Annotated in this window: 24 protein-coding genes; 16 read left to right on the top strand and 8 right to left on the bottom strand. The window is 38.5% G+C overall.

Annotated elements, in window-relative coordinates; all coding sequences use genetic code 11:
• The first annotated feature begins 78 nt into the window (after positions 1 to 78).
• Genes DN064_RS06850 through pdeM form a run of 4 tightly spaced genes read left to right on the top strand, consistent with a single transcriptional unit; the run spans position 79 to position 5,784 of the window.
• On the top strand, positions 79 to 1,095 hold the full coding sequence (locus tag DN064_RS06850; protein ID WP_115461896.1) for a ligase-associated DNA damage response exonuclease: 1,017 nt from the start codon (positions 79 to 81) through the stop codon (positions 1,093 to 1,095).
• Between the two features lie 3 nt (positions 1,096 to 1,098).
• Entirely contained in the window at positions 1,099 to 2,688 is a 1,590-nt protein-coding gene (locus DN064_RS06845) for an ATP-dependent DNA ligase (RefSeq protein ID WP_115461895.1), read from the top strand.
• A 44-nt stretch (positions 2,689 to 2,732) separates the two neighbouring features.
• Positions 2,733 to 5,150, top strand: a complete 2,418-nt coding sequence (locus tag DN064_RS06840; RefSeq protein WP_115462066.1) for a ligase-associated DNA damage response DEXH box helicase — start codon at positions 2,733 to 2,735, stop codon at positions 5,148 to 5,150.
• Complete coding sequence (pdeM, locus tag DN064_RS06835; protein ID WP_115461894.1) at positions 5,137 to 5,784, top strand: ligase-associated DNA damage response endonuclease PdeM; 648 nt, start codon at positions 5,137 to 5,139, stop codon at positions 5,782 to 5,784. The genes DN064_RS06840 and pdeM overlap by 14 nt, the downstream gene beginning before the upstream one ends.
• Here pdeM and DN064_RS06830 read toward each other — a convergent pair.
• The 6 genes from DN064_RS06830 to tsaD are packed head-to-tail and all read right to left on the bottom strand — an operon-like array spanning position 5,774 to position 10,959.
• Positions 5,774 to 6,949, bottom strand: coding sequence for a THUMP-like domain-containing protein (locus DN064_RS06830; RefSeq protein WP_115461893.1), 1,176 nt, complete (start codon positions 6,947 to 6,949; stop codon positions 5,774 to 5,776). The two genes, pdeM and DN064_RS06830, sit on opposite strands and share 11 nt — an antisense overlap.
• 5 nt (positions 6,950 to 6,954) lie before the next feature.
• Entirely contained in the window at positions 6,955 to 8,043 is a 1,089-nt protein-coding gene (locus DN064_RS06825) for an AI-2E family transporter (protein ID WP_115461892.1), read from the bottom strand.
• A 42-nt stretch (positions 8,044 to 8,085) separates the two neighbouring features.
• Positions 8,086 to 8,586, bottom strand: a complete 501-nt coding sequence (locus DN064_RS06820) for a TrmH family RNA methyltransferase (protein WP_115461891.1) — start codon at positions 8,584 to 8,586, stop codon at positions 8,086 to 8,088.
• Positions 8,587 to 8,595: 9 nt separating this feature from the next.
• Positions 8,596 to 9,240: a DUF4159 domain-containing protein gene (locus tag DN064_RS06815; RefSeq protein WP_115461890.1), complete on the bottom strand. Its 645-nt coding sequence runs from the start codon at positions 9,238 to 9,240 to the stop codon at positions 8,596 to 8,598.
• Positions 9,230 to 9,937, bottom strand: a complete 708-nt coding sequence (locus tag DN064_RS06810; RefSeq protein WP_115461889.1) for a 16S rRNA (uracil(1498)-N(3))-methyltransferase — start codon at positions 9,935 to 9,937, stop codon at positions 9,230 to 9,232. The genes DN064_RS06815 and DN064_RS06810 overlap by 11 nt, the downstream gene beginning before the upstream one ends.
• Positions 9,938 to 9,939: 2 nt before the next feature.
• The gene (tsaD, locus tag DN064_RS06805) at positions 9,940 to 10,959 is read right to left on the bottom strand and encodes a tRNA (adenosine(37)-N6)-threonylcarbamoyltransferase complex transferase subunit TsaD (RefSeq protein WP_115461888.1); all 1,020 of its coding nucleotides are present in this window, start codon (positions 10,957 to 10,959) and stop codon (positions 9,940 to 9,942) included.
• Between the two features lie 164 nt (positions 10,960 to 11,123).
• Between tsaD and DN064_RS06800 the strand changes: the two genes are divergently transcribed.
• The 7 genes from DN064_RS06800 (at position 11,124) to DN064_RS06770 (ending at position 20,666) form a co-directional block, all read left to right on the top strand.
• On the top strand, positions 11,124 to 15,527 hold the full coding sequence (locus DN064_RS06800; RefSeq protein WP_232827419.1) for a translocation/assembly module TamB domain-containing protein: 4,404 nt from the start codon (positions 11,124 to 11,126) through the stop codon (positions 15,525 to 15,527).
• Between the two features lie 132 nt (positions 15,528 to 15,659).
• Complete coding sequence (gene pfkA, locus DN064_RS06795) at positions 15,660 to 16,646, top strand: 6-phosphofructokinase (RefSeq protein WP_115461886.1); 987 nt, start codon at positions 15,660 to 15,662, stop codon at positions 16,644 to 16,646.
• Between the two features lie 28 nt (positions 16,647 to 16,674).
• Positions 16,675 to 17,676: a type I glyceraldehyde-3-phosphate dehydrogenase gene (gene gap, locus DN064_RS06790; protein ID WP_115461885.1), complete on the top strand. Its 1,002-nt coding sequence runs from the start codon at positions 16,675 to 16,677 to the stop codon at positions 17,674 to 17,676.
• Between the two features lie 80 nt (positions 17,677 to 17,756).
• Positions 17,757 to 18,617 carry an N-acetylglucosamine kinase gene (locus DN064_RS06785; protein ID WP_115461884.1) on the top strand — a complete coding sequence of 287 codons (861 nt, stop codon included), beginning with the start codon at positions 17,757 to 17,759 and terminating at the stop codon, positions 18,615 to 18,617.
• A complete protein-coding gene (locus DN064_RS06780; RefSeq protein ID WP_115461883.1) occupies positions 18,617 to 18,985 on the top strand; it encodes a methylglyoxal synthase in 369 nt (122 codons plus the stop codon). The genes DN064_RS06785 and DN064_RS06780 overlap by 1 nt, the downstream gene beginning before the upstream one ends.
• An 87-nt stretch (positions 18,986 to 19,072) precedes the next feature.
• Positions 19,073 to 19,255 (top strand): hypothetical protein, encoded by a 183-nt coding sequence (locus DN064_RS06775; protein ID WP_115461882.1) that lies wholly within the window; start codon positions 19,073 to 19,075, stop codon positions 19,253 to 19,255.
• Positions 19,256 to 19,328: 73 nt separating this feature from the next.
• Positions 19,329 to 20,666 carry a M24 family metallopeptidase gene (locus tag DN064_RS06770; protein WP_115461881.1) on the top strand — a complete coding sequence of 446 codons (1,338 nt, stop codon included), beginning with the start codon at positions 19,329 to 19,331 and terminating at the stop codon, positions 20,664 to 20,666.
• On the opposite strand, the gene DN064_RS06765 is transcribed toward DN064_RS06770, so the two are convergent.
• Both DN064_RS06765 and DN064_RS06760 read right to left on the bottom strand, forming a co-directional pair.
• On the bottom strand, positions 20,663 to 21,937 hold the full coding sequence (locus DN064_RS06765) for an MFS transporter (RefSeq protein WP_115461880.1): 1,275 nt from the start codon (positions 21,935 to 21,937) through the stop codon (positions 20,663 to 20,665). The genes DN064_RS06770 and DN064_RS06765 overlap by 4 nt on opposite strands.
• Before the next feature lies 1 nt (position 21,938).
• Positions 21,939 to 23,582 carry an acyl-CoA carboxylase subunit beta gene (locus tag DN064_RS06760; RefSeq protein ID WP_115461879.1) on the bottom strand — a complete coding sequence of 548 codons (1,644 nt, stop codon included), beginning with the start codon at positions 23,580 to 23,582 and terminating at the stop codon, positions 21,939 to 21,941.
• 153 nt (positions 23,583 to 23,735) lie between these two features.
• On the opposite strand from DN064_RS06760, the gene DN064_RS06755 reads away from it, so the two are divergent.
• Genes DN064_RS06755 through DN064_RS06735 form a run of 5 tightly spaced genes read left to right on the top strand, consistent with a single transcriptional unit; the run spans position 23,736 to position 26,510 of the window.
• Positions 23,736 to 24,335, top strand: coding sequence for an FMN-dependent NADH-azoreductase (locus DN064_RS06755; RefSeq protein WP_115461878.1), 600 nt, complete (start codon positions 23,736 to 23,738; stop codon positions 24,333 to 24,335).
• 4 nt (positions 24,336 to 24,339) lie between these two features.
• Positions 24,340 to 24,870 (top strand): NADPH-dependent FMN reductase, encoded by a 531-nt coding sequence (locus tag DN064_RS06750; RefSeq protein ID WP_115461877.1) that lies wholly within the window; start codon positions 24,340 to 24,342, stop codon positions 24,868 to 24,870.
• A 2-nt stretch (positions 24,871 to 24,872) separates the two neighbouring features.
• On the top strand, positions 24,873 to 25,151 hold the full coding sequence (locus DN064_RS06745; protein ID WP_115461876.1) for a GNAT family N-acetyltransferase: 279 nt from the start codon (positions 24,873 to 24,875) through the stop codon (positions 25,149 to 25,151).
• Positions 25,152 to 25,161: 10 nt separating this feature from the next.
• Positions 25,162 to 25,599 (top strand): MarR family winged helix-turn-helix transcriptional regulator, encoded by a 438-nt coding sequence (locus tag DN064_RS06740; protein WP_115461875.1) that lies wholly within the window; start codon positions 25,162 to 25,164, stop codon positions 25,597 to 25,599.
• A gap of 41 nt (positions 25,600 to 25,640) precedes the next feature.
• Positions 25,641 to 26,510, top strand: coding sequence for a pirin family protein (locus DN064_RS06735; RefSeq protein WP_115461874.1), 870 nt, complete (start codon positions 25,641 to 25,643; stop codon positions 26,508 to 26,510).
• Positions 26,511 to 26,519 lie beyond the last annotated feature (9 nt).

The following is a 26,519-nucleotide window of genomic DNA, read 5'->3' as shown; positions in this document are numbered from 1 at the left end:
GTTATGGCCATAGAGTTTTAACTAAAACTTTGGGAAGTTTTCACAGCTTCTTTGTAGCTTCACTTTTTATTTTCCAACTTGAAACTTCTTCGTCTAACCAAAAAGGGATTGTATTGCCAGCAAGGCAAATTTTATCTAGACCCCTGGTCTAAGGTAGATCATGCCATTATATCACATGGCCATGCCGATCATGCTCGATGGGGAATGAAGCACTACCTATGCCATACCGATTCTAAGGCGATACTAAAGCAGCGCTTGGGTAAGGACCTTTCCATTGAAACCATGCCATATAACAAGCCCAGAACCATTAATGGGGTAGCAGTTAGCTTTCATCCAGCTGGCCATGTCATAGGGTCTGCTCAAATACGCTTGGAATACAAGGGTAGGGTTGAAGTGTTCTCTGGCGACTATAAAACACAGCCCGATTTTATTACAACTCCTTTTGAACCTGTAAAATGCCATAGCTTTATTACTGAAAGCACCTTTGGATTACCCATTTACCGTTGGAAATCTGAAGACGCAATTCAGAAAGAACTCCACAACTGGATCGGCTATAACCAATCACAAAACCGCACATCGGTGTTTGTAGGTTACTCTTTGGGAAAGGCACAGCGCATCATGTCTTTAATTGACGGAGTTGATGAGGTGTTTGTACACCGCTCTATTCATAATCTGAATGAGGCTATTGCTTCCAGTGGTTATAAGATCCCAAAGACACAACTGCTCACCGCCGACTTCAATAAAAAAGACGTCGAAGGCAAACTTATTATCGTTCCACCGGCTATGCTGGATTCAAGAATGTTCAAGCGCATTCCTAATGCGGCAACAGCCATTTGCTCGGGTTGGATGCAAATTCGTGGTAATCGCCGCTGGCGGGCAGCAGATGCAGGTTTTGCCGTTAGCGATCATGCCGATTGGGACGGTTTAATCTCAGCCATTAAAGCCACAGAAGCAGAAGAAGTCTACGTTACGCATGGTTCGCAGGCCACGTTTTCACGATACCTCAATGAAATGAGCATCGAGGCCTATGAGTTAAAAACAGAATACGGGGAAGAAGAACTAGCTAATTCTGAAACAAAAACAGCTGATGCCTAAACGATGAAAGCCTTTTCAAACTTAATATCAGCCATTGAAATTACTAACAAGACCAACGCTAAAATTGAGGCGCTGGCGCATTACTTTAAAACGGCGCCCGATAAAGACAAGTTGTGGCTCATAGCTATATTTACTGGTAAGCGCCCTCCCAGGCCTGTAAAGACTACACTGATGAAAGAATGGTGCATGGAGATTACGGGCTTACCCGAATGGCTTTTTCTGGAGAGCTACAGTACTGTAGGGGATTTGGGAGAAACACTAGCTTTACTCTTACCTGAGCCAACAGGGCAATTAGATCTTAGTTTACATGAATGGATGACCGAACTCAAAGCCTTAAAGTCCAAATCAGACGATGACAAGAAGGCTTTTGTATTAGAAGCTTGGGCAGGACTGGACCAACAAGAACGGCTCATTTTTAATAAGCTCATTGGAGGTAGCTTTAGAATTGGGGTCTCAAAGAAGACTCTGGTAAATGCCCTGGCCAAATATTCAGGAATTGATGCCAACCGTTTAATGCACAGCATCATTGGTAAATGGTCTGTTGATGATCTTAGTTTTGAAGCTCTTATTAAAGGGCAGCACATCAATTATGATAACTCTAAACTCTATCCATTTTGTTTGGCTTATGCCCTGGATAAGGAATTGGACGAATTAGGTGAGCCTGAAGATTGGATCGTCGAACAGAAGTGGGACGGTATCCGCGGGCAAATTGTAAAACGCAATGGCGAAATCCATATTTGGTCCAGAGGTGAAGAGTTGGTAACCAGCCAGTTTCCAGAATTGGTGGAGGCCTTTTCTGGGTTTTCAAATGATTTTGTCATTGATGGAGAAATACTTGCAATTAAAGATAATAATGTGTTATTATTCAATGATTTACAAAAACGACTAAATCGTAAAAACGTCACTAAAAAGTTGCTAGCAGAGGTGCCCATTGGATTTTGTGCCTATGACATGCTTGAGGATGACGGAGACGATATAAGAGAGCAATCCATGCAATCAAGGCGCCATCAATTAGAGACGTTATTTAACAGGTATACGTTACCTAATAACATCAAATTATCGCACCTAATTGCCTTTAAATCCTGGAATGAACTTCCGGAAATAAGATCCAATTCAAGACAGATTAATAGCGAAGGCCTGATGCTAAAGCACAAAAACTCGAGCTATCATTCGGGACGTAAGAAGGGCGATTGGTGGAAATGGAAGGTGGACCCCATGACTATTGATGCCGTTATGATCTATGCTCAGCGGGGTAGCGGACGGCGAAGTTCAAAATACACAGACTATACCTTTGCAGTCAAAAAAGACGATGGTCTGGTGACCGTGGCTAAAGCGTATTCTGGATTAACTGATAAGGAAATCACTGAAATCTCGCAATGGGTGGGTAAAAATGCCATTGAACGTTTTGGTCCAGTACGTACGGTAAAACCGGAATTAGTGTTTGAGATAGCCTTTGAGGGTATTGCCTTTAGCAAGCGTCATAAATCTGGTGTTGCCTTGCGTTTTCCGCGTATAGCTAGATGGCGTCGTGATAAACCCGTGGAAGACATCGATACTATAGAATCTGTAAAGCAACTAATTACATCACCTTGAGCAATTTTAAAGCATCCGATGGTTTACGATTGATTAAAGAATGGATGGCCCTTAAGGGACATGCTCCCTTTCCGTTTCAGTCAACCACCTGGGAACGCTATGCCAATGGCTACAGTGGTATGGTGGTGGCACCAACGGGATTTGGAAAAACCTTTTCAGTATTCCTGGCCGTTGTCATAGACTACCTCAACCATCCTGAGCATTATCCAAAAGGAATGAAGCTTTTGTGGATAAGCCCATTACGTTCATTGGCTAAAGATTTAGCCAAGGCTATGGCAGAAGCTGCAGACGAAATAGGATTAGATTGGTCTGTTCAGGTGCGTAATGGTGATACACCGACCAATATCAGGCGGCAACAAGAACGCTTAATGCCTGACGTTTTATTAACCACCCCAGAAACCATGCACTTGCTTTTTTCTCAGAAAAAGAACTCTCGGTTTTTTAAGGGCTTGCGCTGTGTGGCTATTGACGAGTGGCATGAGCTTTTAGGGAATAAACGCGGGGTGTTAACTGAATTGGCCTTGAGTCAATTACGACGGTATTCACCACAACTACAAATCTGGGGCATAACGGCTACCATAGGCAATCTGGAAGAAGCTAAACAAGTGTTATTACCATATCCTAATCTTAAAGTAACTCAGGTAAAGGCCAATCTTAAAAAGAAGATAGACATCGTATCGGTCTTACCAAATGAGATCGAAGTCTTGCCCTGGGCCGGTCATTTAGGTGCCAAAATGGTGGATAAAATTCTGCCCATATTGGAAAGCAATACAACGACCCTCATATTCACTAATACTAGAGGGCAGGCCGAATTATGGTATCAAATGCTTTTGAATGCCGATCCAAATTTAGCGGGATTGTTAGCTATTCATCACGGATCAATTGACAAATCTCTGCGCGAATGGATTGAGGATCACATTGCCAATGGATATCTAAAGGCGGTAGTTTGCACCTCGTCCCTTGATTTAGGTGTAGACTTTAAACCTGTAGATTGTGTCATACAAATAGGATCCGTAAAAGGTGTAGCCCGATTTATACAGCGGGCAGGACGTTCAGGTCATTCACCTTTCGAGCGTTCTAAGATCTATTTTATTCCAACTCATTCTTTAGAATTAGTGGAGGTTGCAGCACTTAAAGAGGCTATTAAGAATAAGGTGGTAGAATCCCGAGACCCTATGGTATTAACCTTTGATGTGCTGGTGCAATTTATGGTCACACTTGCCACTGGTGAAGGATTTACAGAAAAGGGGGTATTTCAACAGGTTACAGAGACCCATGCTTTTAGTTACCTGACCGCAGAAGAGTGGCATTGGTGCTTACATTTTATCACGGTTGGAGGCAAAACCCTGAATTCTTATGATGAATTTCATAAGGTGGTAAAAGATGAGGATAGCAAATACAAGGTAAAGAGCCGGCGTATAAGTATGTTGCACCGAATGAATATTGGAGCCATAGTTGGTGAGCTTAACTTAAAAGTGAAATACTTTTCAGGCGGTTATATAGGAATGATTGAGGAGTTCTTTATTTCCAAATTAAAACCTGGTGATAGCTTTGTATTAGCCGGGAGAATTTTGGAGCTAGTCACTATAAAAGACATGACCGTTTTGGTTAGACGAAGCCGTGCTAAAAAAGCGGTCTCTCCCAGTTGGTTAGGGGGACGTTTGCCCTTAACCTCATACCTGAGTCATTTTCTAAGGCTGAAGCTGTCAGATGCCCTTGAACCGGGTCGTTTGGAAAAAGAGCTTCGATTCCTGAACCCATTGGTTAGCCGACAAAACAATACTTCTCATATTCCAAAAGCCGATGAATTTTTGGTTGAGAAAATAGAAACTAAAGATGGTTACCATGTCTTTATGTATCCGTTTGAGGGTCGGTTGGTACATGAGGTATTTTCGGCTTTAATGGCCTACCGCATTTCTAAAATTAAACCCCTGACGTTTACCATCGCCATGAACGATTATGGTTTTGAATTGCTAAGTGATCAGCCCATACCAGTAGATACGTCTAACATACAAGCTTTATTGAGTAAGGATCATTTAATGGAGGATGTTATTGCCAGTATTAATGCCTCTGAAATGGCATCGCGGAAATTTCGTGATATCGCTGTTATCGCTGGTCTGGTGGTGCAATCTCAGCCAGGTGCTCGAAAAACCAGTAAAAGCTTGCAGTCGTCATCAGGTTTAATTTTTAGGGTGCTTGAAGATTATGAGCCCGATAATTTGCTCTTAAAGCAAGCCTATACTGAAGTCTTTAATCAGCAATTGGAGGAGGTGCGCTTAAGAGCTTCATTTGAACGCATAGCCAAGAGTAAGATCATTTTAAAGGAGGCCAAATCCTTTACTCCCTTAAGCTTTCCACTTAAAGTAGATAGCCTGCGTGGTACCATGAGTAACGAAAGTCTGGATAAACGCATCCGTCGTATTAAAGAACAAGCCTTAAAATTACCAGATGGAGATCGTTAAAGAGACTATAGAACTGCAAGGGGAAGAACTAGTTCTTACCAATCAACGGGCTATATATTGGCCGGCACTAAAAGCCCTTATACTCTCCGATGTACACGTGGGTAAAACGGCACACTTTCGCAAACACGGTATTCCCATTCCGGATGATATCTTTAAAGAGGATCTCCAAAAATTGCAAGGTTTAATCCATCATTTTAAAGTAGAGCAGGTCTTGATCGTTGGTGATTTATTCCATGCAGAGGCGAATAAAAATATGGCTGAGTTTGCCCAATGGCGCCATCAGTTTAATGACGTAGTCTTTAGACTTATTAAAGGAAATCACGATCGTCTTTCGGATCGTTGGATATCGAGGTTTAATCTCGAGGTAGTTAATTACTTAAAATTAGACCCATTCCTATTTGTACATGATCCCCAGGATCATAAGAAGGATGCCTTTGTAATATCAGGTCATATCCACCCAGGTGTGCTGGTAAAGGGAAAGGGGAAGCAAAAAATTAAACTACCCTGTTATGCTGTAACAAACAACGAAATGGTACTTCCAGCATTTAGCAGATTTACTGGTTTAAATTCAAGGTATAGTAAAAAAAATACTGTGCATTATGCCTTTACAGACAATGCGTTTTTTATATTTTAGAACAAACAAGAATACTCTTTTTACCATCTTCTAGGGTAGTAAAAAACAAGTAAATATCTCCCCCGTCCTTAATGTTGAGTTTCTTCCGAATATCATGGACCGACATGGGGAAATTTCGTGTGGTAATATTCGCTTTTTTAATACCTTCTTTTGAAAATTTCTTTTTGTTGAAAGGAATGTTATTCTCGATTTTAAAGCGCCGTCCAGGAAACTCTAACAAGAATTCTGAGGTGTATATATGCGAATGCTCATGCAGCTTAGAGACTTCGAACTTATCTGATAATAAATTAAAGGCCCCTGATTTTAAAATTGCAGCATTAGGTTCATATAAATAGCTTAGGGGTTGGGCAGTTTTAGGATAAGCCTCTTGTAATTCTTCAAAATTAAACTTAAATACTTGCTCTTTGGTTTTAGTGAGGTTAAGGCTGATAACATCTACTGAGCCATTGTAATCTCGTTCAAGTATCCATAGCAATTCTTTCACTTCATTATTGACTGCCACGATATGAATAGCTTTGACGAACTCGAGATCTTCAAGAGTTTTTTTAAGGTCTAATAGCGGTGAGGTTTTTATCATTACCTTCCTGGCATACTTTAAAAACAAGCCTTTAAATGTCTTGGCATTAGGGGTGCAATCTGCCAGTAGAAATACCTTTCGTTTATTATCGGAACGTCTGGAAGGGTCCAAATAGATCCAGTCAAATTGCTGGTCTAGATCTTTAAGAATTTGAATGCTGTCACCAGCATAAAATTCAATATCAGAATCCAAGACTTCAGCATTGTGTTTGGCCATGGCCAAGAGGTCTTCATTCAACTCACAGTGAGCAACAGATTTAATTTGTTTAGAGAAATAATGACTGTCGATTCCAAATCCCCCGGCAATGTCAATTAAGGTATCACCCGACACTAAACTGGCCTTATATCTGGCCGTAACTTCAGATGAGGTTTGTTCCAGATTCAGTGATGGTGGGTAATACAATCCTTCAGTTGTAAACCATTCTGGTAGTTTAGACTGGGCCTTTTGTTTTGATCGAATTTGGTCTAAGATGGATTGGTGCAATCTCTTGTCAAAAGGGATACCCCTTAAAACCAGGTCATTGGGATCATCATTAAGATGTTTTGCAATAAACTTCTGAATTTCGTCCGATAGAATTTCGGTTTTCAAGGATATTATAGGTTTTTTGTGAGCTTTCGAACAAATTTATTATCACTCATAAACTCTTTTAAAATCACCTTTACAGCTGTGTAGAATGGAATGGCGGCTACCATTCCAATAGGTCCAGTTAACATACCTGCAATTAAAATAACAAGAAAGATTTCGAGAGGGTGTGAGTTCACAGATCTTGAAAATATGAAAGGTTGACTGAAGAAATTATCAATAAACTGACCAATTCCAAAACCAACCATCACATACAATGTTTTTGGTAAAATCACCTCACTAAAACTTTGCCCAATATTACTAGACATTGTCAATATGGCCATTAATACCGCACTTATTAAGGGACCTACATAGGGGATAAGGTTTAATAATGCACAGAGAAAGGCAATAACAATGGGATGCTGAATTCCCACTATTAACAGAGTTACTGTGTAAATAACGAATAGTATGGAAATTTGCATAAATAATCCGGCAAAATAGCGAGAAAGCAAATTCTTGATTTTCATTATGGAATGCCTTGTTTTGCGCTCCTGACCAATTGGCACAATACTAACAATCACACTTTCAACTAGATTGGCATCCATTAAAAAGAAAAAGGAAATAAACAATACAGAAAACAAGCCAACACTAAAGCTACCTAAACCACTAAATAAGGTGTTTAAGAAATCTGGGATATACGAGAAATCAACATTTGAAAACAACTGGAAATCTTTGAAAGACCCCTCTAAATCAATATTTTCTATTTGTAAGTAAGTAATGGCTTCATCAAACAGTCGTTCAACATTTCCCTCTAATCGTGTAATGTCTAATAATGCCAAATTTTGTCCTTGTTCTATCATAAGTGGGATAAACAAACCAAGGACACCCAATAAAAAACCAAATAACAAAATCATTGTAGTAATGACCGCTAGGCCATTACCAAATTTCAAATGTCGTCGTAATAAAATAACAATAGGTCTTCCTGTTAATGAGGTAATTGCCGCCATTAAAATGTACAGAATGACCGATTGAATAAGGTATAAGAAATAAGCAAAGGCTACAATTCCAGCAATCGTATAGACAGCATTAAGTATGCCTTTAGTAATGGTTTTGGAATCCATGAGCTAAATATAAACAAAAGCCTAAAAGTATTCTTGTTTTATTTATTTGAATCTATTGGTTAGTTCATACAAGGCTATAGCTGTGGATTGAACTACGTTCATGCTAGAATTAACACCATACATTTCAATATGTAAATGCTTGGGGATTTTTTCTAGAATCCCATCAGAAACGCCACTATTCTCAGAACCAATTATTAGAGCTACGGGTTTGTTATAATCTAGGTAACTAGAACTAAGTGGCATACTATGTTCGGTAATCTCAAGAACTATAAATTGGTAGTCTTTTGATTTTAAATCATGGTAGATGGACTCAAAATTATTAGCCAATTCATATGAGACATGTTTTTCAGCAGACCTCGACGTCCGTTTATATTTATTCCCTAGATTCTGATTGCTATTAATAAAATACAGTTGCTCAATCCCAAAAGCATCTGCAATTCTAAACATCCCACCAATGTTATAGGGGCTTGTTAAACCATCACAAATAAGGCATATGGGAAAAGATCTAGGTTGAAATTTTGAATTGTAATGTGTCAGTTGCATGAGATGCACTTAGTTCTCAAAGGCGTATTTGACAATATTGGCACCCATGCGAAGCGCTTTTTGTCTCACCTCCTCAGGATCGTTATGGACTTCCTGGTCTTCCCAGCCATCTCCTAAGTCACTCTCAAATGTAAAAAGTACCAACAATCGTTCCTCATCAAAAATACCTTGAGCTTCAGGTGCTTTACCATCATGTTCGTGAATTTTAGGTAAACCATTGGGAAAGTTATAGGCCATTGAAAAAATTGGATGATCCTTAGGTATGGTGACCAATTCTTTATTAGGGAATACCTTTTTTATTTCAGAAGTAATATAGGGTTTCATCCCATAATTGTCATCAACATGAATAAAACCTCCAGAAAGTAAATACAGTCTCAGGTTTTCTGCTTCTTCCTCACTAAAAAAAACATTGCCATGTCCTGTCATATGCAATAATGGATATTGGAAAATATCTGTGCTACCAGGCTCAACGGTAGCAATTTGTTCGCTAATATTGGTATCAATATTGTCATTACAATATTTAACCAAATTGGGTAAAGCTGTTGGGTTACTGTACCAATCACCACCACCTTTATATTTTATAACGGCCACCTCTTGAGCATGACCAACAAATACCACACTGGCTATTATAATTAAGAAAATCTTATTTTTCATTTAAAAGAGCAAATGTGTGGCACGCAGCAACTGCTGCAGTTTCTGTTCTTAGTCTCGATTCACCCAAAGTTACCGGAATAAAGCCCTGTTCCAAAGCCATTGTAATTTCTTTAACACTGAAGTCTCCCTCGGGGCCAATGAGAACTATAGCATTTTCCCCTGCGCTTACGGATTTAAAAAGCGATTGTCTACTTGTCTCTTCGCAATGAGCAATGTATTTAGACGTCTCTTTTGCTTCAGTCATTAGATCATTAATCATTACAGGTTCATTAAGTCTGGGCAAGTGGTACTTTAACGATTGTTTGGCTGCATTTAGAATGATGCGTCTAAGTCGCTCTAATTTTACAACTTTTCGTTCGCTTCTCTCACAAATAATTGGGGTGATTTGGCTTATTCCAATTTCAGTTGCCTTCTCTAAAAACCATTCAAAACGATCAATGTTTTTGGTTGGCGCCACAGCCATATGAAGCTGATAACTTGGTTGCGGTTGAGTACGCTCTTCCAATATTTTCACTTGAACCGATCTTTGATCAACTGAAATTATTTCAGACCTAAAAACACTTCCTTTACCATTTGTAATTATCAATGTGTCACCAATGTTCTTACGTAGAACTCTCACAATATGACGACTTTCTTCTTTATCAAAAGAAATTAGGGTGTCATGACTACTTATATTTTCGTTATAAAATAACTGCATAATTAAATCTTGAGTCTGGAAGCAGCCGTTATTTCTGAACTTGAAAAATCTTTCTCAAGAAATTTAAGGTATCCTACAATGCCAATCATGGCGGCATTATCTGTGGTGTACTCAAATTTCGGAATAAAGGTTTTCCAGCCCCAATTTTGTTCTGCCTGTTCCAATGCTGCTCGTATTCCGGAATTAGCTGAAACACCTCCACCAATGGCTACTTGACTAATGTCTGTTTCTTTAACCGCTTTTTTCAACTTATCCATTAATATCTCAATAATAGTATGTTGAATAGAGGCACAAATATCATTCAGGTTTTCAGAAATAAAATTCGGGTTGGCCTTCATTTCTTTTTGTACAAAATATAAAATACCCGTTTTTAATCCCGAAAAGCTAAAGTTCAAACCATCTACTTTTGGTTTACTAAATTTAAAACGCTTTGGATCTCCTAGATGCGCACGCTTGTCTATTTCGGGTCCAGATGGGTAACCCAATCCCAATATCTTTCCGCTTTTATCAAAGGCTTCACCAACAGCATCATCAATAGTTTCACCAAGAACTTCAAGTTTATTGTAGCCTGATACTTTGATGATTTGCGTATGCCCACCAGAAATGGTCATCGCTAGAAATGGGAATTCTGGCATTTTCTGACCCTCATCTATAAAGTGTGCTAAAACATGGGCTTGCATGTGATTAACATCAATTAATGGAATATTAAGACCAAGCGCCAGGGATTTAGCAAAAGAGGTGCCAACCAATAGCGAACCCATAAGTCCAGGGCCACGGGTAAAAGCAATGGCATTTAGATCTTCTTTGGCAACTCCTGATTTTTTAATCGCCATTTCCACTACTGGAACAATATTTTGTTGATGCGCGCGCGATGCCAACTCTGGGACGACACCACCATATTCATGATGAATTTCCTGATTAGCAACTATGTTACTCAACACCTGGTCATTACAAAGTACGGCAGCTGAAGTGTCGTCACATGAAGACTCTATACTGAGTATGTATATATTTTCGTTAACCATGAAGAATTAAGGCACAATAATTGTTACTTTTGATTGCGATGGTCCAAAAAAGCTTGTACCACGTATAAACAGTGCAAAGATATAAGAAATAGAACTTTCTAAGGCCCTACGTCATCAGGAGAAAAATTGTAAAAATAATAGGTAAAATAGCTGCAACGCTGCTCTTGCTGTTCATCATCTTTGTACTTGTTCTTTCCATACCAGCGGTACAGACCCGTTTGGGACGTTATGCTACTGAGCGTATTAATAAAGACTTTGATACAGATATTAATATTGGACGCGTGGGTATGCAGTTTAATGGTGATGTTGAACTTAAAGAAATACTCATTAGAGATCATCACCAGGACACCTTAATCGCGATATCAGAGTTAAATACATCTATTATTAGCTTGAATAACATATTCAATAACAAACTCAACTTTGGTGATATTGATATTGAGAACCTCTTATTTAATCTTAAAACCTACAAAGGGGAAGAAGATTCTAACCTGGACCTTTTTGTAGATAGTTTTGACGATGATCAACCGCGAAAGGAAAAGAGCGACTTTTTATTTTCTTCGAGCGACATTTCTATTGAGGGTGGCGATTTTTTAATAATTGATGAAAATCTTGAAAGGACCAATGTGCTAGTGCTCAGGGAAATTGATGCTAATGTAACCGACTTTGTTATCTCTGGCCCTAATGTAACCACGCGTATTAATAAACTGTCCTTACTAACCCGGAGAGGGGTGAGACTCAAAAATTTAATGGCAGATTTTGAATATACCTTAAGCTACATGAACTTCGGTAATTTGAAGCTATCAACAGATGATAGTGAAATTGCTGGTGATTTAAAGTTTCTGTATAAGCGTGAGGATCTTAAGGACTTTACAGAGAAGGTACAGCTGCAGGCAGAGTTCAAGGATTCTAAGGTCAAGTTAAACGATATTAATAAGTTTTACAATGAGTTTGGCCCAAATAGAAGTATTGAGTTTTCAGTTGACTTGAAAGGAACACTGAATAATCTCACGGCTAAAAACCTGAAGCTCACATCTTCGAGTAATACCAGAATTGATGGCGATCTCCAGTTTCGTAATTTGTTCAATTCAAGAAATGGGAAGTTTGCTATGGATGGGCAATTAAGGAATCTGACGTCTAATTACAAAGATCTAACAGGATTGTTACCTAATATACTTGGACGCTCTATTCCATCTTTCTTTGCTGAATTAGGGAATTTTACAATGGTAGGTGAGTCTAAAATCAACGGTCCGAATATCAACGCTAATTTTGATATCTCTACGGACATTGGGGTGATGGAGACCCAACTGATTATTGAGAAAGTTAATAATATTGATGAAGCTAGTTATGAAGGTAATGTAATTTTTAATTCTTTTAATTTAGGTGAACTGATCAATGATGCTAATGTTGGTAATATTACAGCCAATCTCGAATTGGATGGGAAGGGCTTTAAAATTGAAAGTCTTGAGACCCATATAGAGGGTAAGATTGATACCCTGGGTTATAATAATTACAACTACACTAATCTTGTGTTGTTTGGGGACCTTGGGAGCTATGTTTTTAACGGTCAATTAAATGCCGATGACCCTAATTTAAAAATGCAGTTTAATGGCTTATCAGATTTTTCAGAGGCCACTCGACGATTCGATTTCAAAGCAGATGTGACTTATGCAGATTTAAAGGCTTTAAATTTTATAACAAAGGATAGTATTGCTGAGTTTAAGGGTAAGGTTAATATGGCTGCCCTAGGATCAGGTTACGAAGATCTTGACGGTTACATAAGTGTTAAAGATGTTACCTATATCAATGATTTTGAAATTTATGAATTTGATGATTTTGAAATCGTATCAGAATTTAGAGATGATCAGCGAAGGATAACCGTGGACTCTCCAGATATCATTTCAGGCGAGATGCGAGGTCAGTTTAAAATTAAAGAGCTTCTTAAACTCACAGAAAATGCCCTTGGTAGAATCTATGCCAATTACCGACCACATGAAGTAACTCCAAATCAACACTTAGAATTTGAATTTGCTATTTACAATCAAATAGCTGAGGTAATTGATAAGAATCTAAAAATCGCCGCTAACACCTTTATAAAGGGCCAGATAGAAACTGATGACAGAGGTTTTCAAGTGCAATTATCGTCTCCAAAATTATCTTATGGTGACTATTATGTCAATAACTTGAGTTTGGAATTAAACAATGCTAACCCTGTTTATAATGCCTATGTAGAAGCAGATTCTGTCAACGTAGCTGGCTATAAACTGTCTGAGTTCAACTTATTAAATGTTACAAGACGTGATTCATTGTTTGTAAAAACAGATTTCAAAGGAGGTGATGACGCCAAGGATATTTACGATCTAAATTTATATTTCACTATTCTAGAGGATGGAAAATCAGTCTTTGGGTTTAAGAAATCGGATGTAAGATTCAAAGAATTTGACTGGTATATTAATTCCAATAGAGATCAAAACAACAAGATTACTTTTGACAAGTCATTTTCCAAATTTGAAATTTCAGAGATTCGCTTTAACCAGGGCCTGGAAGAAATTATTCTTTCAGGAAAAATTCAGGATTCGGTCACCAAAAACTTGGCGGTTGATTTTAAGAATGTGGAGCTAGAGAAAATCACCCCAAGATTGGACAGTCTGAAACTAAACGGTGATGTCGACGGGGTGCTTAACCTGGTTCAGGAAAATGGAATATACGCACCTAAATCTACTTTAAAGATCAGTGAGTTGAATCTTAACAATTACAACTTAGGAGACTTGAACGCCTTTGTTGTTGGGGACAGTTCGTTGACGAAGTACAATGTTGATATTAAGTTGAACAACAATGGTCAAAACACATTAGATGCTGAGGGCTTTCTTGAAGTAGGAGTAAGAAATCCAAAAATAAATGTAGATGTAGCATTTAGGGATTTTATGCTGGATCCTTTAAGCCCCTTAGGTGAAGGGGTAATTAGTAATATAAGAGGCTTGGTGTCAGGTGATGCTAAAGTATCTGGATCATTAGAACGACCAGATATTACTGGTGAATTATTATTGGATAGGGCTGGATTGAAGATTCCATATTTGAATGTTGACTTTAGTTTCGATTTTGACTCAAGAGTTACGTTGGAAGAGCAACGATTCATTTTTAACAATGTGGCCCTAACCGATTCAAAGTATTTTTCCAGAGGATTTTTAAATGGATTCATTTCTCACAACAACTTCAGAGATTGGCGATTAGGTCTTGATCTTTCAACAGATCGTTTATTGGTTCTGGATACTCAAGAATCCGATGAACTGTATTATGGGACGGCTTTCGTAAGTGGTACAGCAGAAATAAATGGCCCTACAGAGCGGTTAGTGATTGATGTCGAGGCTACTACATCCCCAGGTACTGTATTCACCATTCCATTAAAGGATACCGAAAGTATTGGTGACAATTCATATGTCAACTTTTTGAGCCCCGAAGAAAAAAAGGCTCGATTAAGAGGTGTAAAACGTTCTATTCAAAAAGTAGGTGGACTGCAGTTAAATTTTAATTTAAATGTCAATGAAAATGCGCTCATAGACATGGTTATGGACGAAAAAACGGGCAGTTATATTAAGGGTAAAGGAGCCGGAGGATTGCTTATAGCAATAAATACAAATGGAACCTTTAATATGTGGGGTGATTTTTCGGTTTTTGAAGGTGAGTACTTATTTAGATATCCACCCGTTGTAGAAAAACGCTTTGTGGTGGACAGAGGTAGTAGTATTGTTTGGGAAGGAGATCCACTTGATGCCGAAGTAAATATTAGGGCTATTTATAAAACTCAAGCGAATCCGTCTGTACTTCTGGAGAGTCCAATTGCCAGAAGTATTCCGGTTGAATTAGGTATTGATCTTACAGGCGCACTTGCAAAACCTGATTATAACTTTGTTTTCGATTTTCCATCTGTAAATTCGACTATAAAATCTGAGCTTGAATATAGACTTTCCACAAAGGAAGATCGAGACAATCAAGGCTTAATGCTTATTATATCAGGAGGGTTTGCAAGTCCTGATAATTTTGATGTTTCAGGTACTATATCTGAAAGGTTAACGGGTATCATCAATAGTTTTATTGGGGATGATGACGGTAATTTCCAAATGGGTCTTGACTTGGAATTAGCACAAAACAACCCTAATGTCGATTTTGATGTTCAGAATAGAATAGGGGTCAATTTCCAGACCAATATATCAGAGAAAGTTATAGTAAATGGAAAGGTTGGTGTACCATTTGGAACTGCTAGCCAGACCACCATCACTGGTGACGTTAGAATCGATTGGGTCTTAAATGCTGACGGTTCTCTTAGAGCCACCGTATTTAATCGCGAAAACAGAATACGCAATTTTGGGGAAGAAATTGGTTTTACACAGGGAGTTGGTTTATCCTATAATGTGGAGTTTGATACCTTTAAAGAACTCATGCAACTCATATTTAAGGGTAAAAAAGACAAAGAAGATTCCATTGAGGTTATTGAGACCGAAAAAACCACTGAAGACTCCACGCTTCCAGAATTCATTACAATGAAGAAAAAAGGAGGAAATAAGGAACAATAAACTCCCTGATTTACTGATTGTTCACATTAGTTATTAACGAAAACGTTTGAGTTTTTCGACCCTTCTTTTTTTATGACAGAAGTCACTTTTTTGTCTATTGATTTACGTAATTTTACTCGAAACAATTAAAAAATGTTGCATACAATTAAGAAAATTGGTGTTATGACTTCCGGTGGAGATGCTCCAGGAATGAATGCCGCAATCCGTTCTGTTGTAAGAGCTTGTGCCTTTCATGACATTGAATGTTATGGTATTTACAGAGGTTACCAAGGAATGATAGAAGGGGACTTTGAAAAGATGGATGCTCGTAGTGTTAAAGGTATCGTCAACAAAGGTGGAACCATGCTTAAATCGGCCAGGTCCAAAGAGTTTAGAACTAAAGAAGGACGTCAGAAAGCATACGACGCGTTACTTAAAGCAGGAATTGATGCTTTTGTAGTTATTGGTGGTGATGGGAGTTTCACTGGTGCCATGATATTTAATCAAGAATTTGGTTTTCCTGTGATGGGGATACCTGGAACCATTGATAATGATATTTTTGGTACAACCCATACGCTGGGGTATGACACAGCCCTTAATACAGCAGTTGATGCAATTGATAAAATTCGTGACACCGCGAGTTCTCATAACAGACTCTTTTTTATAGAGGTTATGGGGAGAGATGTTGGGCATATTGCCTTAAATGTTGGTGTTGGAGCCGGTGCTGAGGAAATCTTAATTCCTGAAGAGGATTTAGGATTGGATAGATTATTGGAATCTTTACGACGAAGTAAACAGTCTGGTAAATCATCAAGTATTGTAGTGGTGGCAGAAGGTGATAAAATTGGAAAGAACGTGTTTGAACTGGCAGATTATGTTGAAGAAAACATGTCTGAGTATGAAGTTCGAGTATCTGTTGTAGGGCATATGCAACGCGGTGGATCACCATCTTGTTTTGACCGGGTACTGGCCAGTAGAATGGGTGTTAAAGCTGTTGAAAGTTTAATTACAGGAAAAAGTAATTATATGGTAGGATTAAAGAATGATATCATTGAATTGACTCCCTTTGAGAATGCCATAAAAGGAAAATCGAAATTAAATATGGAACTCCTTAGAGTTTCAGATATAATGTCTATATAAAACTGAATAAAAATTTAAGCAAAAGAATATGTCAAATTTAAAATTAGGAATTAACGGATTTGGAAGAATAGGTAGAATTGTTTTTAGAGCAACAATTAAACGCCCAGATGTGGACGTGGTTGCAATTAATGATTTGTTGGATGTAGAACATCTAGCATACCTATTGAAATATGACTCAGTTCATGGGAAATTTGATGGAACTGTTGAGGTTAAAGATGGTCACCTTGTAGTAGATGGAAAAACTGTAAGAATTACAGCAGAAAGAGATCCTAAAAACTTGAAATGGGATGAGGTTGGTGTTGACGTGGTGGCAGAATGTACAGGTATTTTTACAACCTTGGAAACGGCACAATACCACATTGATGCTGGTGCTAAAAAAGTGGTGATTTCTGCACCAAGTAAAGATGCTCCAATGTTTGTGATGGGAGTCAATGACAGTGAATTAAAAGCAGACCAGAACATTGTATCAAATGCGTCTTGTACTACTAACTGTTTGGCACCTGTAGCCAAAGTATTGGATGACAATTTTGGAATAGAAGAAGGGCTTATGACTACTGTTCACGCAACAACCGCTACACAGTTAACCGTTGATGGTCCTTCAAGAAAGGATTACCGTGGAGGCAGAAGTGCCTTACTTAATATTATCCCTGCATCTACTGGCGCTGCTAAAGCTGTTGGTAAAGTTATCCCTGAACTAAATGGTAAATTAACTGGTATGGCATTCCGTGTTCCTACGGCTAACGTTTCTGTAGTTGATTTAACCTTTAAAACCAAAAAAGAAACCTCTTTAAATGAGATAAAAGCTGCCTTTAAATCAGCTTCTGAAGGGGCTATGAAAGGAATCTTAGGTTATACAGATGAGCTTGTTGTGTCACAAGATTTTATGAGTGATGCTCGCACAAGTATCTTTGATTCTGAGGCTGCAATTGAACTTAATTCTAAGTTCTTTAAAGTCGTTTCATGGTATGATAATGAATTTGGATATTCCAATAAATTGGTTGATTTAGCGCAAAAGGTGCATAACCTTTAAGCGATTCTAATAATTACTAAAATTCCGTAGAAAGGCGTTTCTAAGGTTTTCTACGGAATTTTCATTTAATTTCATTTAGTATGATTTTAATTACTGATAGTGGTTCTACCAAATGCGATTGGATTGCCATTGACCATACTGGTAAACGCTTAGCGGAAAAAATCCGAACTAAGGGCTTAAATCCCGCCATCCTAACTGAAGATGAGTTAAAAACGATTATTGGTGGAAGTGATGAGCTAATGCGTTATAAGTCTGAAGTAACTCATATTTTCTTTTATGGGGCAGGTTGTGGTACTGAGAAGCCAAGAACCATGTTAACGCACGTTCTTCAGTTCTTATTTCCTGTTGCGAAGATTGATGTTCAGGAAGATACCATGGCCGCCGTAAGAGCTTCTTTAAATCATAATGATGAAGCTGCAGTCGTGTGTATCATGGGAACGGGTTCAAACTGTAGCTATTTCGACGGGAAGAAGTTGCATCAACGCGTTAAAAGTTTAGGATATACATTAATGGACGAAGCTAGTGGTAATTTCTACGGGAAGGAACTGATCAGGGATTATTATTTTAATCTCATGCCAGCAACCATAAAACTGGCATTTGAACATAAATACAACTTGGATGCTGACTTCATAAAGTACAATTTGTATAAACAACCAAACCCCAATGCCTATCTCGCTAATTTCGCAGAATTCATGTTTTTAAATAAGGATTCAGAGTACATAAGAGATTTAATTAAGCGTGGGTTTAGAATGTTTACGGAACATATGATTCTTCAGTACAAAGAGGAGCTAACCACCTGTCCAGTCCACTTTGCTGGATCAATCGCCTATTTTTCTCAAGAGGAGATTATGGAGGTGGCTCAGGAATACGGCATTAACGTAGGGAATTTTGTGCGCCGACCAATTGATGGTTTGGTAGACTACCATATAAACAATATTTAATGGAAATCGCACTAATTGCTCATGATGGGAAAAAGGCTGATATGGTGCAATTTCTCAATGCGCATAGAGAAATTTTAAGTAAACCAAGTATCCATCTTATTTCAACTGGAACAACAGGTGAAAAGATAACGTCAGCTGGCTATACAGTTAATCCCATGTTGTCAGGCCCTTTAGGTGGAGACGCTCAGATAGCGGCGAGGGTAGCAGAGGGCTTTTGCGATATGGTCTTATTTTTTAGAGATCCTCTAGATAAACATCCTCATGAACCTGATATTTTAATGCTAATGCGTTTATGCGATGTTCACAATGTACCTTTGGCCACTAACCCAGCAACGGCAGAATTATTAATAAAAGCAAAATGCGGTTAATAACCGGTTTATAATTTTCTAATTCCTGTTGGAGAACTTAATCATAGATTATATCTTTGCAGAGAATTAAACTAACGCAGGAATATTATGTTCGAATTTGATCAATATTTAGGATTTTTAGCATTTTTAACTATACTTACTATAGGATTTTGGTTAATGATCTTCTTATTAACATTTGTAATTCCTTACTGGGTATTCGGTGCGTCTATTGAGCGCTTAAAAGAACTTAGAGCAGAAAAAAAAGCAAAGCGAGAAGCAGCTTCTTTATAACAATATTATATACTCATTGAAAGAGCGCAATTTGCGCTCTTTTTTTTTGATATTTTTATATAAAACTTAACATATGAGACCTCTGTACTTTCTTTTATTTTTAATTGGTTCTATAATTAATGCCCAGCAAACCCTTCCAGAACGTCAGCGGGCAGAAGTAGTGGATGCCATTTTAAAAGACCGTTTTGATAATCTTCTCCCAGAATTAATGGACAGGACAGGGTTTGATATGTGGATTCTTATTTCCAGAGAATACAACGAAGATCCGGTATTAAAAACCATGTTACCGGCTACTTGGTTGAACGCCCGAAGACGAACAATTCTGGTATTTTATAGAAATAAACAAAAGAATACTATTGAAAAGCTGGCTGTGGCCCGCTATAATTTTGGTGAGAACATAATTTCCGCCTGGGATAAGGAAAAAGAACCCGAACAATGGAAACGACTAATACAGATAATTGAAGAAAAGAAACCTGAGTCTATTGGCTTAAACTATTCCACCTATTTTAATATTTGTGATGGATTGGTAAAAACGGATTATGAGGAATTTATGGCCAATCTTCCCAAACGCTACAAGTCCAGGGTTCGATCTGCTGAAGATCTGGCGATTTCCTGGATAGAAACCCGTACTGAAGCAGAAATGGTTATTTACAATCAATTGGTGGATATTACCCATGATATTATCGCAGAAGCCTTTTCTGAGAAAGTTATTACACCAGGCGTTACAAAAACCTCAGATGTTAAGTGGTGGATGCGCGATAAGATCACAGCTCTTGGTTTGGAGACCTGGTTTCATCCAACGGTAGACGTGCAGCGCAGTGCCAATAGCACAGATGCTGAATTATACTCGTTCTCAAGTGGGCCAGAGGATATGGTGATACTTCCAGGGGATTTGGTGCATTGCGATATTGGTATTAGTTATCTTCGACTGAATACAGATTGTCAGGAATTAGCCTATGTATTAAAACCTGGAGAAACTTCTCCGCCTGATTATTTGGTAGATGCTTTGCGTGACGGGAATCATATTCAGGATATTTTTACAGATAATTTTAAAACAGGCCGAACAGGTAACGACATCCTAAAAATGTCTTTAGATCAAGGTAGGGAAGAAGGTATGCGACCAGCTATTTACACACATCCTTTAGGGTCCTATGGTCACTCCTCTGGTACAACAATAGGAATGTGGGATGCGCAAGACGGAGTTCCTGTTACTGGCGACTATCCTTTGCACGAAAATACTGTGTATGCCATTGAATTAAATACGACCGTCAATATTCCAGAATGGAATAGAGATATAAGAGTTATGCTTGAGGAAGCTGGATTTTGGGGGCCAGATGGCTTCCGTTATGTCAATGGTAGACAAACAGAATTATTGTTGATTCCAAGGGTTAAGAACCATCAGGGTAATTAAGTGTGTTTAGCGGAAAGCCGTTTCATTAGATAAGCTGCAATAAAGCCTACCATTCCAAAAACGGCCAATACCTTAAAGGCATTTTCAAGTCCAAGTACCCCATCTGGATTGTCTACCAAAATCCCAAACATAGGCCCAGAGAATATATCTGGGGTAAAGCCAATAATGGAGGCTAAGCCAACTGCAGTACCTGTGAGTTCCAATGGGATTTTGACTTCTTCCAGAGTGGCGAAATATAAAACACGGCAGGAGTACACCCCAATAGCCATAAGTAGTATGTTGATGGCAAAGAGGGCCTCGGTCTGGTAATTAACAATCCCAGTTGTAAATATCAAACTAGACATAATAGTAAGTAAGAATCCTACCATCAACCAAAGTGATGGTTTGGTTCTATCTGCCAGGAGGCCAATGACTACACCTATGATGGGTCGTATGTAGAGTAGGGACGTGCCAACTTTTGCGGAATCAATAGCATCGTATTGCATTACGGTACTGGCATAGAGCGCAAAAAGATCTGTAGCTTTATAGGCTGTATAGGCGCATAATATAATGAGCATTAATAACCAAATGGCTGGAAATTTGAGAACTGTTTTGATGTTATTCCAGTTTAAGCTGTTCATGCGTGATACAGCAGCACTTTGCGTTGCCGATTTTGGAGTTCTAAGAAACAGAAATACCAAGACTCCAATACAACCAACCAGTAGCGCAGAAGTGAGGATCACCTGTTCAAAAGCCGCCTTCTTTGTCGATAAATCGAGAAACTGATTGTTGTCCCCCATTACAGAAGCAAATATTAAGACTCCAAGCGATCCAAATGCAGCCGCAACAAGTCCGCGTCCTCCGTCAAGAAAACCAAAAGCTAAGCCTTGTTGATCGCGTCCTCCCCATAATCGGGTAGCTTTAATCATTGGTGCCCAAAACAAAAATATCGTTGTAAAACCCCAGTAACCATAGAGCCATTTGAGACTTTGGTAATCGGGGTAATTGGCATAATACAAGCCGCCAAGTGCGGTGAGAATCAGCGCTAGGGCCATCAGATTTTTGGGTGGAAATCTATCGGCCAAGGGTCCGCCAAAAAAATATGAGAACAGGGCAACAATTCCATAAACCGAGAAGCAATAACCAATTTCTTCATTGGAAATGGCAAAGGTTTCTAATACGGTAGGTCTGAACACCCGTTGTAAAACAAATGGAAGTATGAAAATTGCTTCTGCTGCAAAAATCAACAGAATAATATAGATGACAGATTTAAAGGATACCGATCTCGTCAATTTACACTTGTAAGACCCCTAAGTTAAACGGTTTTTCTATAGGAGCATGATTAGCAGCTTCAATTCCCAAACTAATCCAGGTTCGCGTATCTAAAGGATCTATAACTCCGTCAGTCCATAGTCTAGCAGCAGCGTAATAAGGTGACACCTGATTGTCGTATCGGGATTTTATTTTTTCAAAAAGCTCCTCTTCTTTTTCTTTGGTTATGGTTTCCCCTTTTTTCTTCAAAGAAGCGGTTTCAATCTGCAGAAGTACTTTGGCAGCTGATTTACCACTCATCACAGCCAATTCAGCACTCGGCCAAGCTGCAATAAGTCTAGGATCATAAGCTTTACCACACATGGCATAATTGCCAGCACCATAACTATTCCCAACAACAATTGTGAATTTAGGTACTACTGAATTACTAACAGCGTTCACCATTTTGGCCCCATCTTTAATAATGCCAGAATGTTCACTTTTACTGCCGACCATAAATCCAGTTACATCCTGAAGAAACACTAACGGAATCTTTTTTTGATTACAGTTAGCTATAAAGCGCGTAGCCTTGTCTGCTGAGTCGTTGTAGATGACTCCGCCAAACTGCATTTCACTTGGTTTGGTCTTAACGCCAGTGGTTTTAACAAGCTGACGTTGATTAGCAACAATCCCTACTGCCCAGCCATCGATTCGTGCATAAGCTGTAATAATGGTTTTTCCATAACCTTCTTTGTATTCGTCAAATTCAGACTTGTCGACCAGGCGTTTGATAATCTCCTTCATGTCGTATTGGTCTGCCCGACTTTTTGGTAATATGCCATAAATCTCTTTAGGGTCTAAAGAAGGTTTAGATGCGGCAATACGGTTAAAGCCAGCTGGAGTATAATCGCCAATTTTATTGACAATGTTTTTTATTCTGTCCAATGCATCTTTATCATCTTTAGCCTTATAATCAGTAACACCAGATATTTCGCAGTGGGTAGTAGCTCCGCCAAGTGTTTCATTGTCGATGTCTTCTCCAATAGCTGCTTTAACGAGATAACTTCCGGCAAGGAAAATGCTTCCGGTTTTATCTACGATAAGCGCTTCATCGCTCATAATAGGTAAATAGGCCCCACCAGCTACACAACTTCCCATTACTGCAGCAATTTGTGTGATGCCCAGACTACTCATAACGGCATTGTTTCTAAAAATGCGCCCAAAATGCTCTTTGTCTGGAAAAATTTCATCTTGCATAGGCAGAAATACACCAGCGCTGTCGACAAGATAGATAATGGGCAAACGGTTCTCGATGGCAATTTCCTGTGCTCTTAAATTCTTTTTCCCAGTAATCGGAAACCAGGCACCCGCTTTGACAGTAGCATCATTAGCAACGACAATGCATTGCTGACCTTGTACATAACCCATTTTAATAACCACACCACCGGAAGGACAGCCTCCATAATCTTCATACATTCCATCACCAGCAAATGCTCCAATTTCAAGACTAGGCTTTTTAGAGTCCAACAGATAATCGATACGTTCTCGAGCTGTTAGTTTGCCTTTGGCATGATGTTTATCAATGCTTTTTTGTCCTCCTCCAAGTTTAACTTGATTGAGTTTTTTCTTTAAAGCTGAAAGTAAAAGTTTGTTGTGATCTTCGTTTTTATTGAAGTTAAGGTCCATTTGCGATGAATTTGGCACGAATTTACAAAAGAATAGAGATTTGTATTAGTGGCTTTTCACAATGATATGTTAAAAACATGTTACATGGAAATAGTTTCCTAGGAAACTAAAATAATTATTTCTAATTTTGAACTGTAATTAAAACATAGAACAATGAAATTATTAAATATTAATTCCAGCAGTAATAGAACGGGATCTGTTTCTGCTCAATATGGGAAACAACTAATTGCCTTATTGCAAGAGACAAATTCAGACCTTGAATTAATTGAAAGACATACAACCTACAGCGATTTGCCATTTGTGGATGAAGCTATGTTGGGTGCCTTCTTTTCAAAAGATACTCTAACAACAGAACAAGAGCAGGCTATTGCAATTTCTGAAGCCTTAGTTGCTGAGTTGCTAGATTCGGATGTGCTGGTCATCACAGCACCGATTTACAATTTTTCGATTCCCGCATCTCTGAAGGCTTATTTTGATTTGATTGCCAGAGCAGGTAAGACCTTTAAATACGCTCAAACGGGTCCTGAAGGTTTGCTTAAAAATAAAAAGGCCTACGTGGTTATAAGTAGCGGTGGAACAGCAATAGGTAGCGATATTGATTTTGCTGGGCGTTATGTTCAACACTTCTTAGGGTTTTTGGGAATTTCAGATGTTGAAATCATTAAACTGGATCAGTTAATGATGGGTGCGGATCAAAAGACTCAAGAAGCAACCGAGCAAATTAACCAATTAGTACAACAATCTTTAAACTAAACATATGAAACGTGTAATAGCACTGGCTGGAAGTAATAGCAGTACTTCAATTAATAAGCAACTAGTTGCTTATGCTGGATCTTTATTAGAGAATGTGGAGGTGGACCTTTTGGATCTTAATGATTTTGAAATGCCGATTTATAGCTCAGATAGAGAAAACACCAATGGTCAACCTCAATTGGCAAAAGATCTGATTGAACTCATAAAAAATTCAGATGGTATTTTAATATCATTAGCAGAATACAATGGGGCTTATTCTGGTGCTTTCAAAAATATTTTTGATTGGATATCTAGAGTTGAACAAAAGACCTTTTTAGGAAAACCAATGCTGCTCATGGCAGCGTCACCTGGTGGTCGTGGTGGTGCTTCTGTATTGGCTATGGCTGAGGATCGTTTCCCACGTCATGATGCGCAATTGACTGGTGTTTTTTCTATGCCATCTTTTTACAACAATTTTAAAGAGGGCGCTATAATCAATGAAGAATTGAACGAGATATTAAAAAATCATATACAAACATTTAGCAAGAGTTTATAGTTATGGAAATCAAACAAAGAGAAAACGAAAAGCTAGGACGCTTTTTTGTTGAAATAGAAGGAAAGAAGCTTGCTTTAATGACTTACAGTAAAGCCGGTCTAGGAAAGATTATCATTGATCATACGGAAGTCGATGAATCACTGAAGGGTCAGGGAGTCGGTTATAAACTTGTTGAAGCCGCTTTTGAATATGCACGAGAAAACACTATTAAAATTATGCCTTTATGTCCATTTGCAGCAGCTGTATTTAAAAAGAGGGCTTACAAAGACGTTTTATTTTAAAATTGAAAATATGGGAGATCTGTCTAAAGAAATTCAATCAAAGTTTGAAAACAATTGGGTTAAGGCACTTATCAATATACTGTATACAGCCAATTGGATTACAGCACATCAAAACGAGTTTTTTAAGTCTTTTGGTTTGTCTCCGCAACAGTATAATATTTTACGAATCCTCAGAGGTGCTGGCGGTCCACTAAAGGTTCAAACTATTAAAGAACGCATGATTGACAGATCGCCTAATGTCACTAGGTTAATGGATAAGCTGTGTGCCAAGAACCTAATTAAACGCTTACCCTCAGAAGAAGACCGACGGGTTGTTAGAATTATCATTACGCAGGCGGGACTTGATTTAATGGCATCTATTCCTAGGGATTTTAATGCACCTGTTTTTAAGAACCTTTCAGAAGCGGATGCCGAACAACTAAGCAATCTACTTGATAAAATGCGCTAGCGGTAAACTAGTTTCGACAACAAAAAAAGAAAGGATAAAAAATGAAACTTAATAGTATAAAAACAGTAGAACGAAGTGATTTTGTAAATATGGGGCCTATAAGGTTGCGTCAACCACTACCAACTCAAAAGGTTGATATGATTGATCCCTTTATTTTACTTCATCACTATGGTCCTTATGATATAACACCAACAGACAATCCGTTTGATCTTGGACCACATCCACACAGGGGGTTTGAACCTGTGACATTTCTTCTGCAAGGGGAGCAATTACACCGTGATTCCTTAGGGCATGAAAGTGTTGTTAAAGCAGGAGACGTACAATGGACAACAGCTGGCAGAGGGATTATACATGCAGAAGGGCCAACGGACAGTCTTGTTGAGAATGGCGGCACCATTGAAGGTATTCAGTTATGGTTAAACCTACCTGCTGACAAAAAGATGATTCCTGCTAATTATCAGCATGCTCATAATGAAGAGTTTGAAGTGGTCAAATCAGATGATGGGAAGTCCATAGTTAAAGTTGTGGCTGGTGAGCTCAATGGAAAAAAAGGACAAATAACCACGCAAACTGCGGTGAACGCATTTATAATTGAGATGGAGGCTGGTTCTGAGCTTAATCTGTCTACCCAAAATACGCATCAAAGCCTTTTATATCTGATTAAAGGTGAGGTTAAGGTAAATAGTCAAGAGGAACTTAAACTTAATAGTAATCAAATGCTGGAGTTTGAGCCTGATGGTGACGGTATTAATATTAGGTCTGGTATGGCAAGTCAACTATTGTATTTATCAGGTGAACCCTTTAATGAAAAAGTGACCTCCTGGGGCCCTTACGTTATGAATACACAAACCGAGATTATGGAAGCCATGCGAGATTATCAAATGGGTAAAATGGGGTTTTTACCTCGCTAACAATAAATA

This window comes from Winogradskyella aurantiaca (assembly GCF_003362725.1).
Lineage (GTDB): Bacteria > Bacteroidota > Bacteroidia > Flavobacteriales > Flavobacteriaceae > Winogradskyella_A > Winogradskyella_A aurantiaca.
Note: the sequence above shows the minus strand (reverse complement) of the source record. Positions and strands in the feature narration are given on the sequence as shown.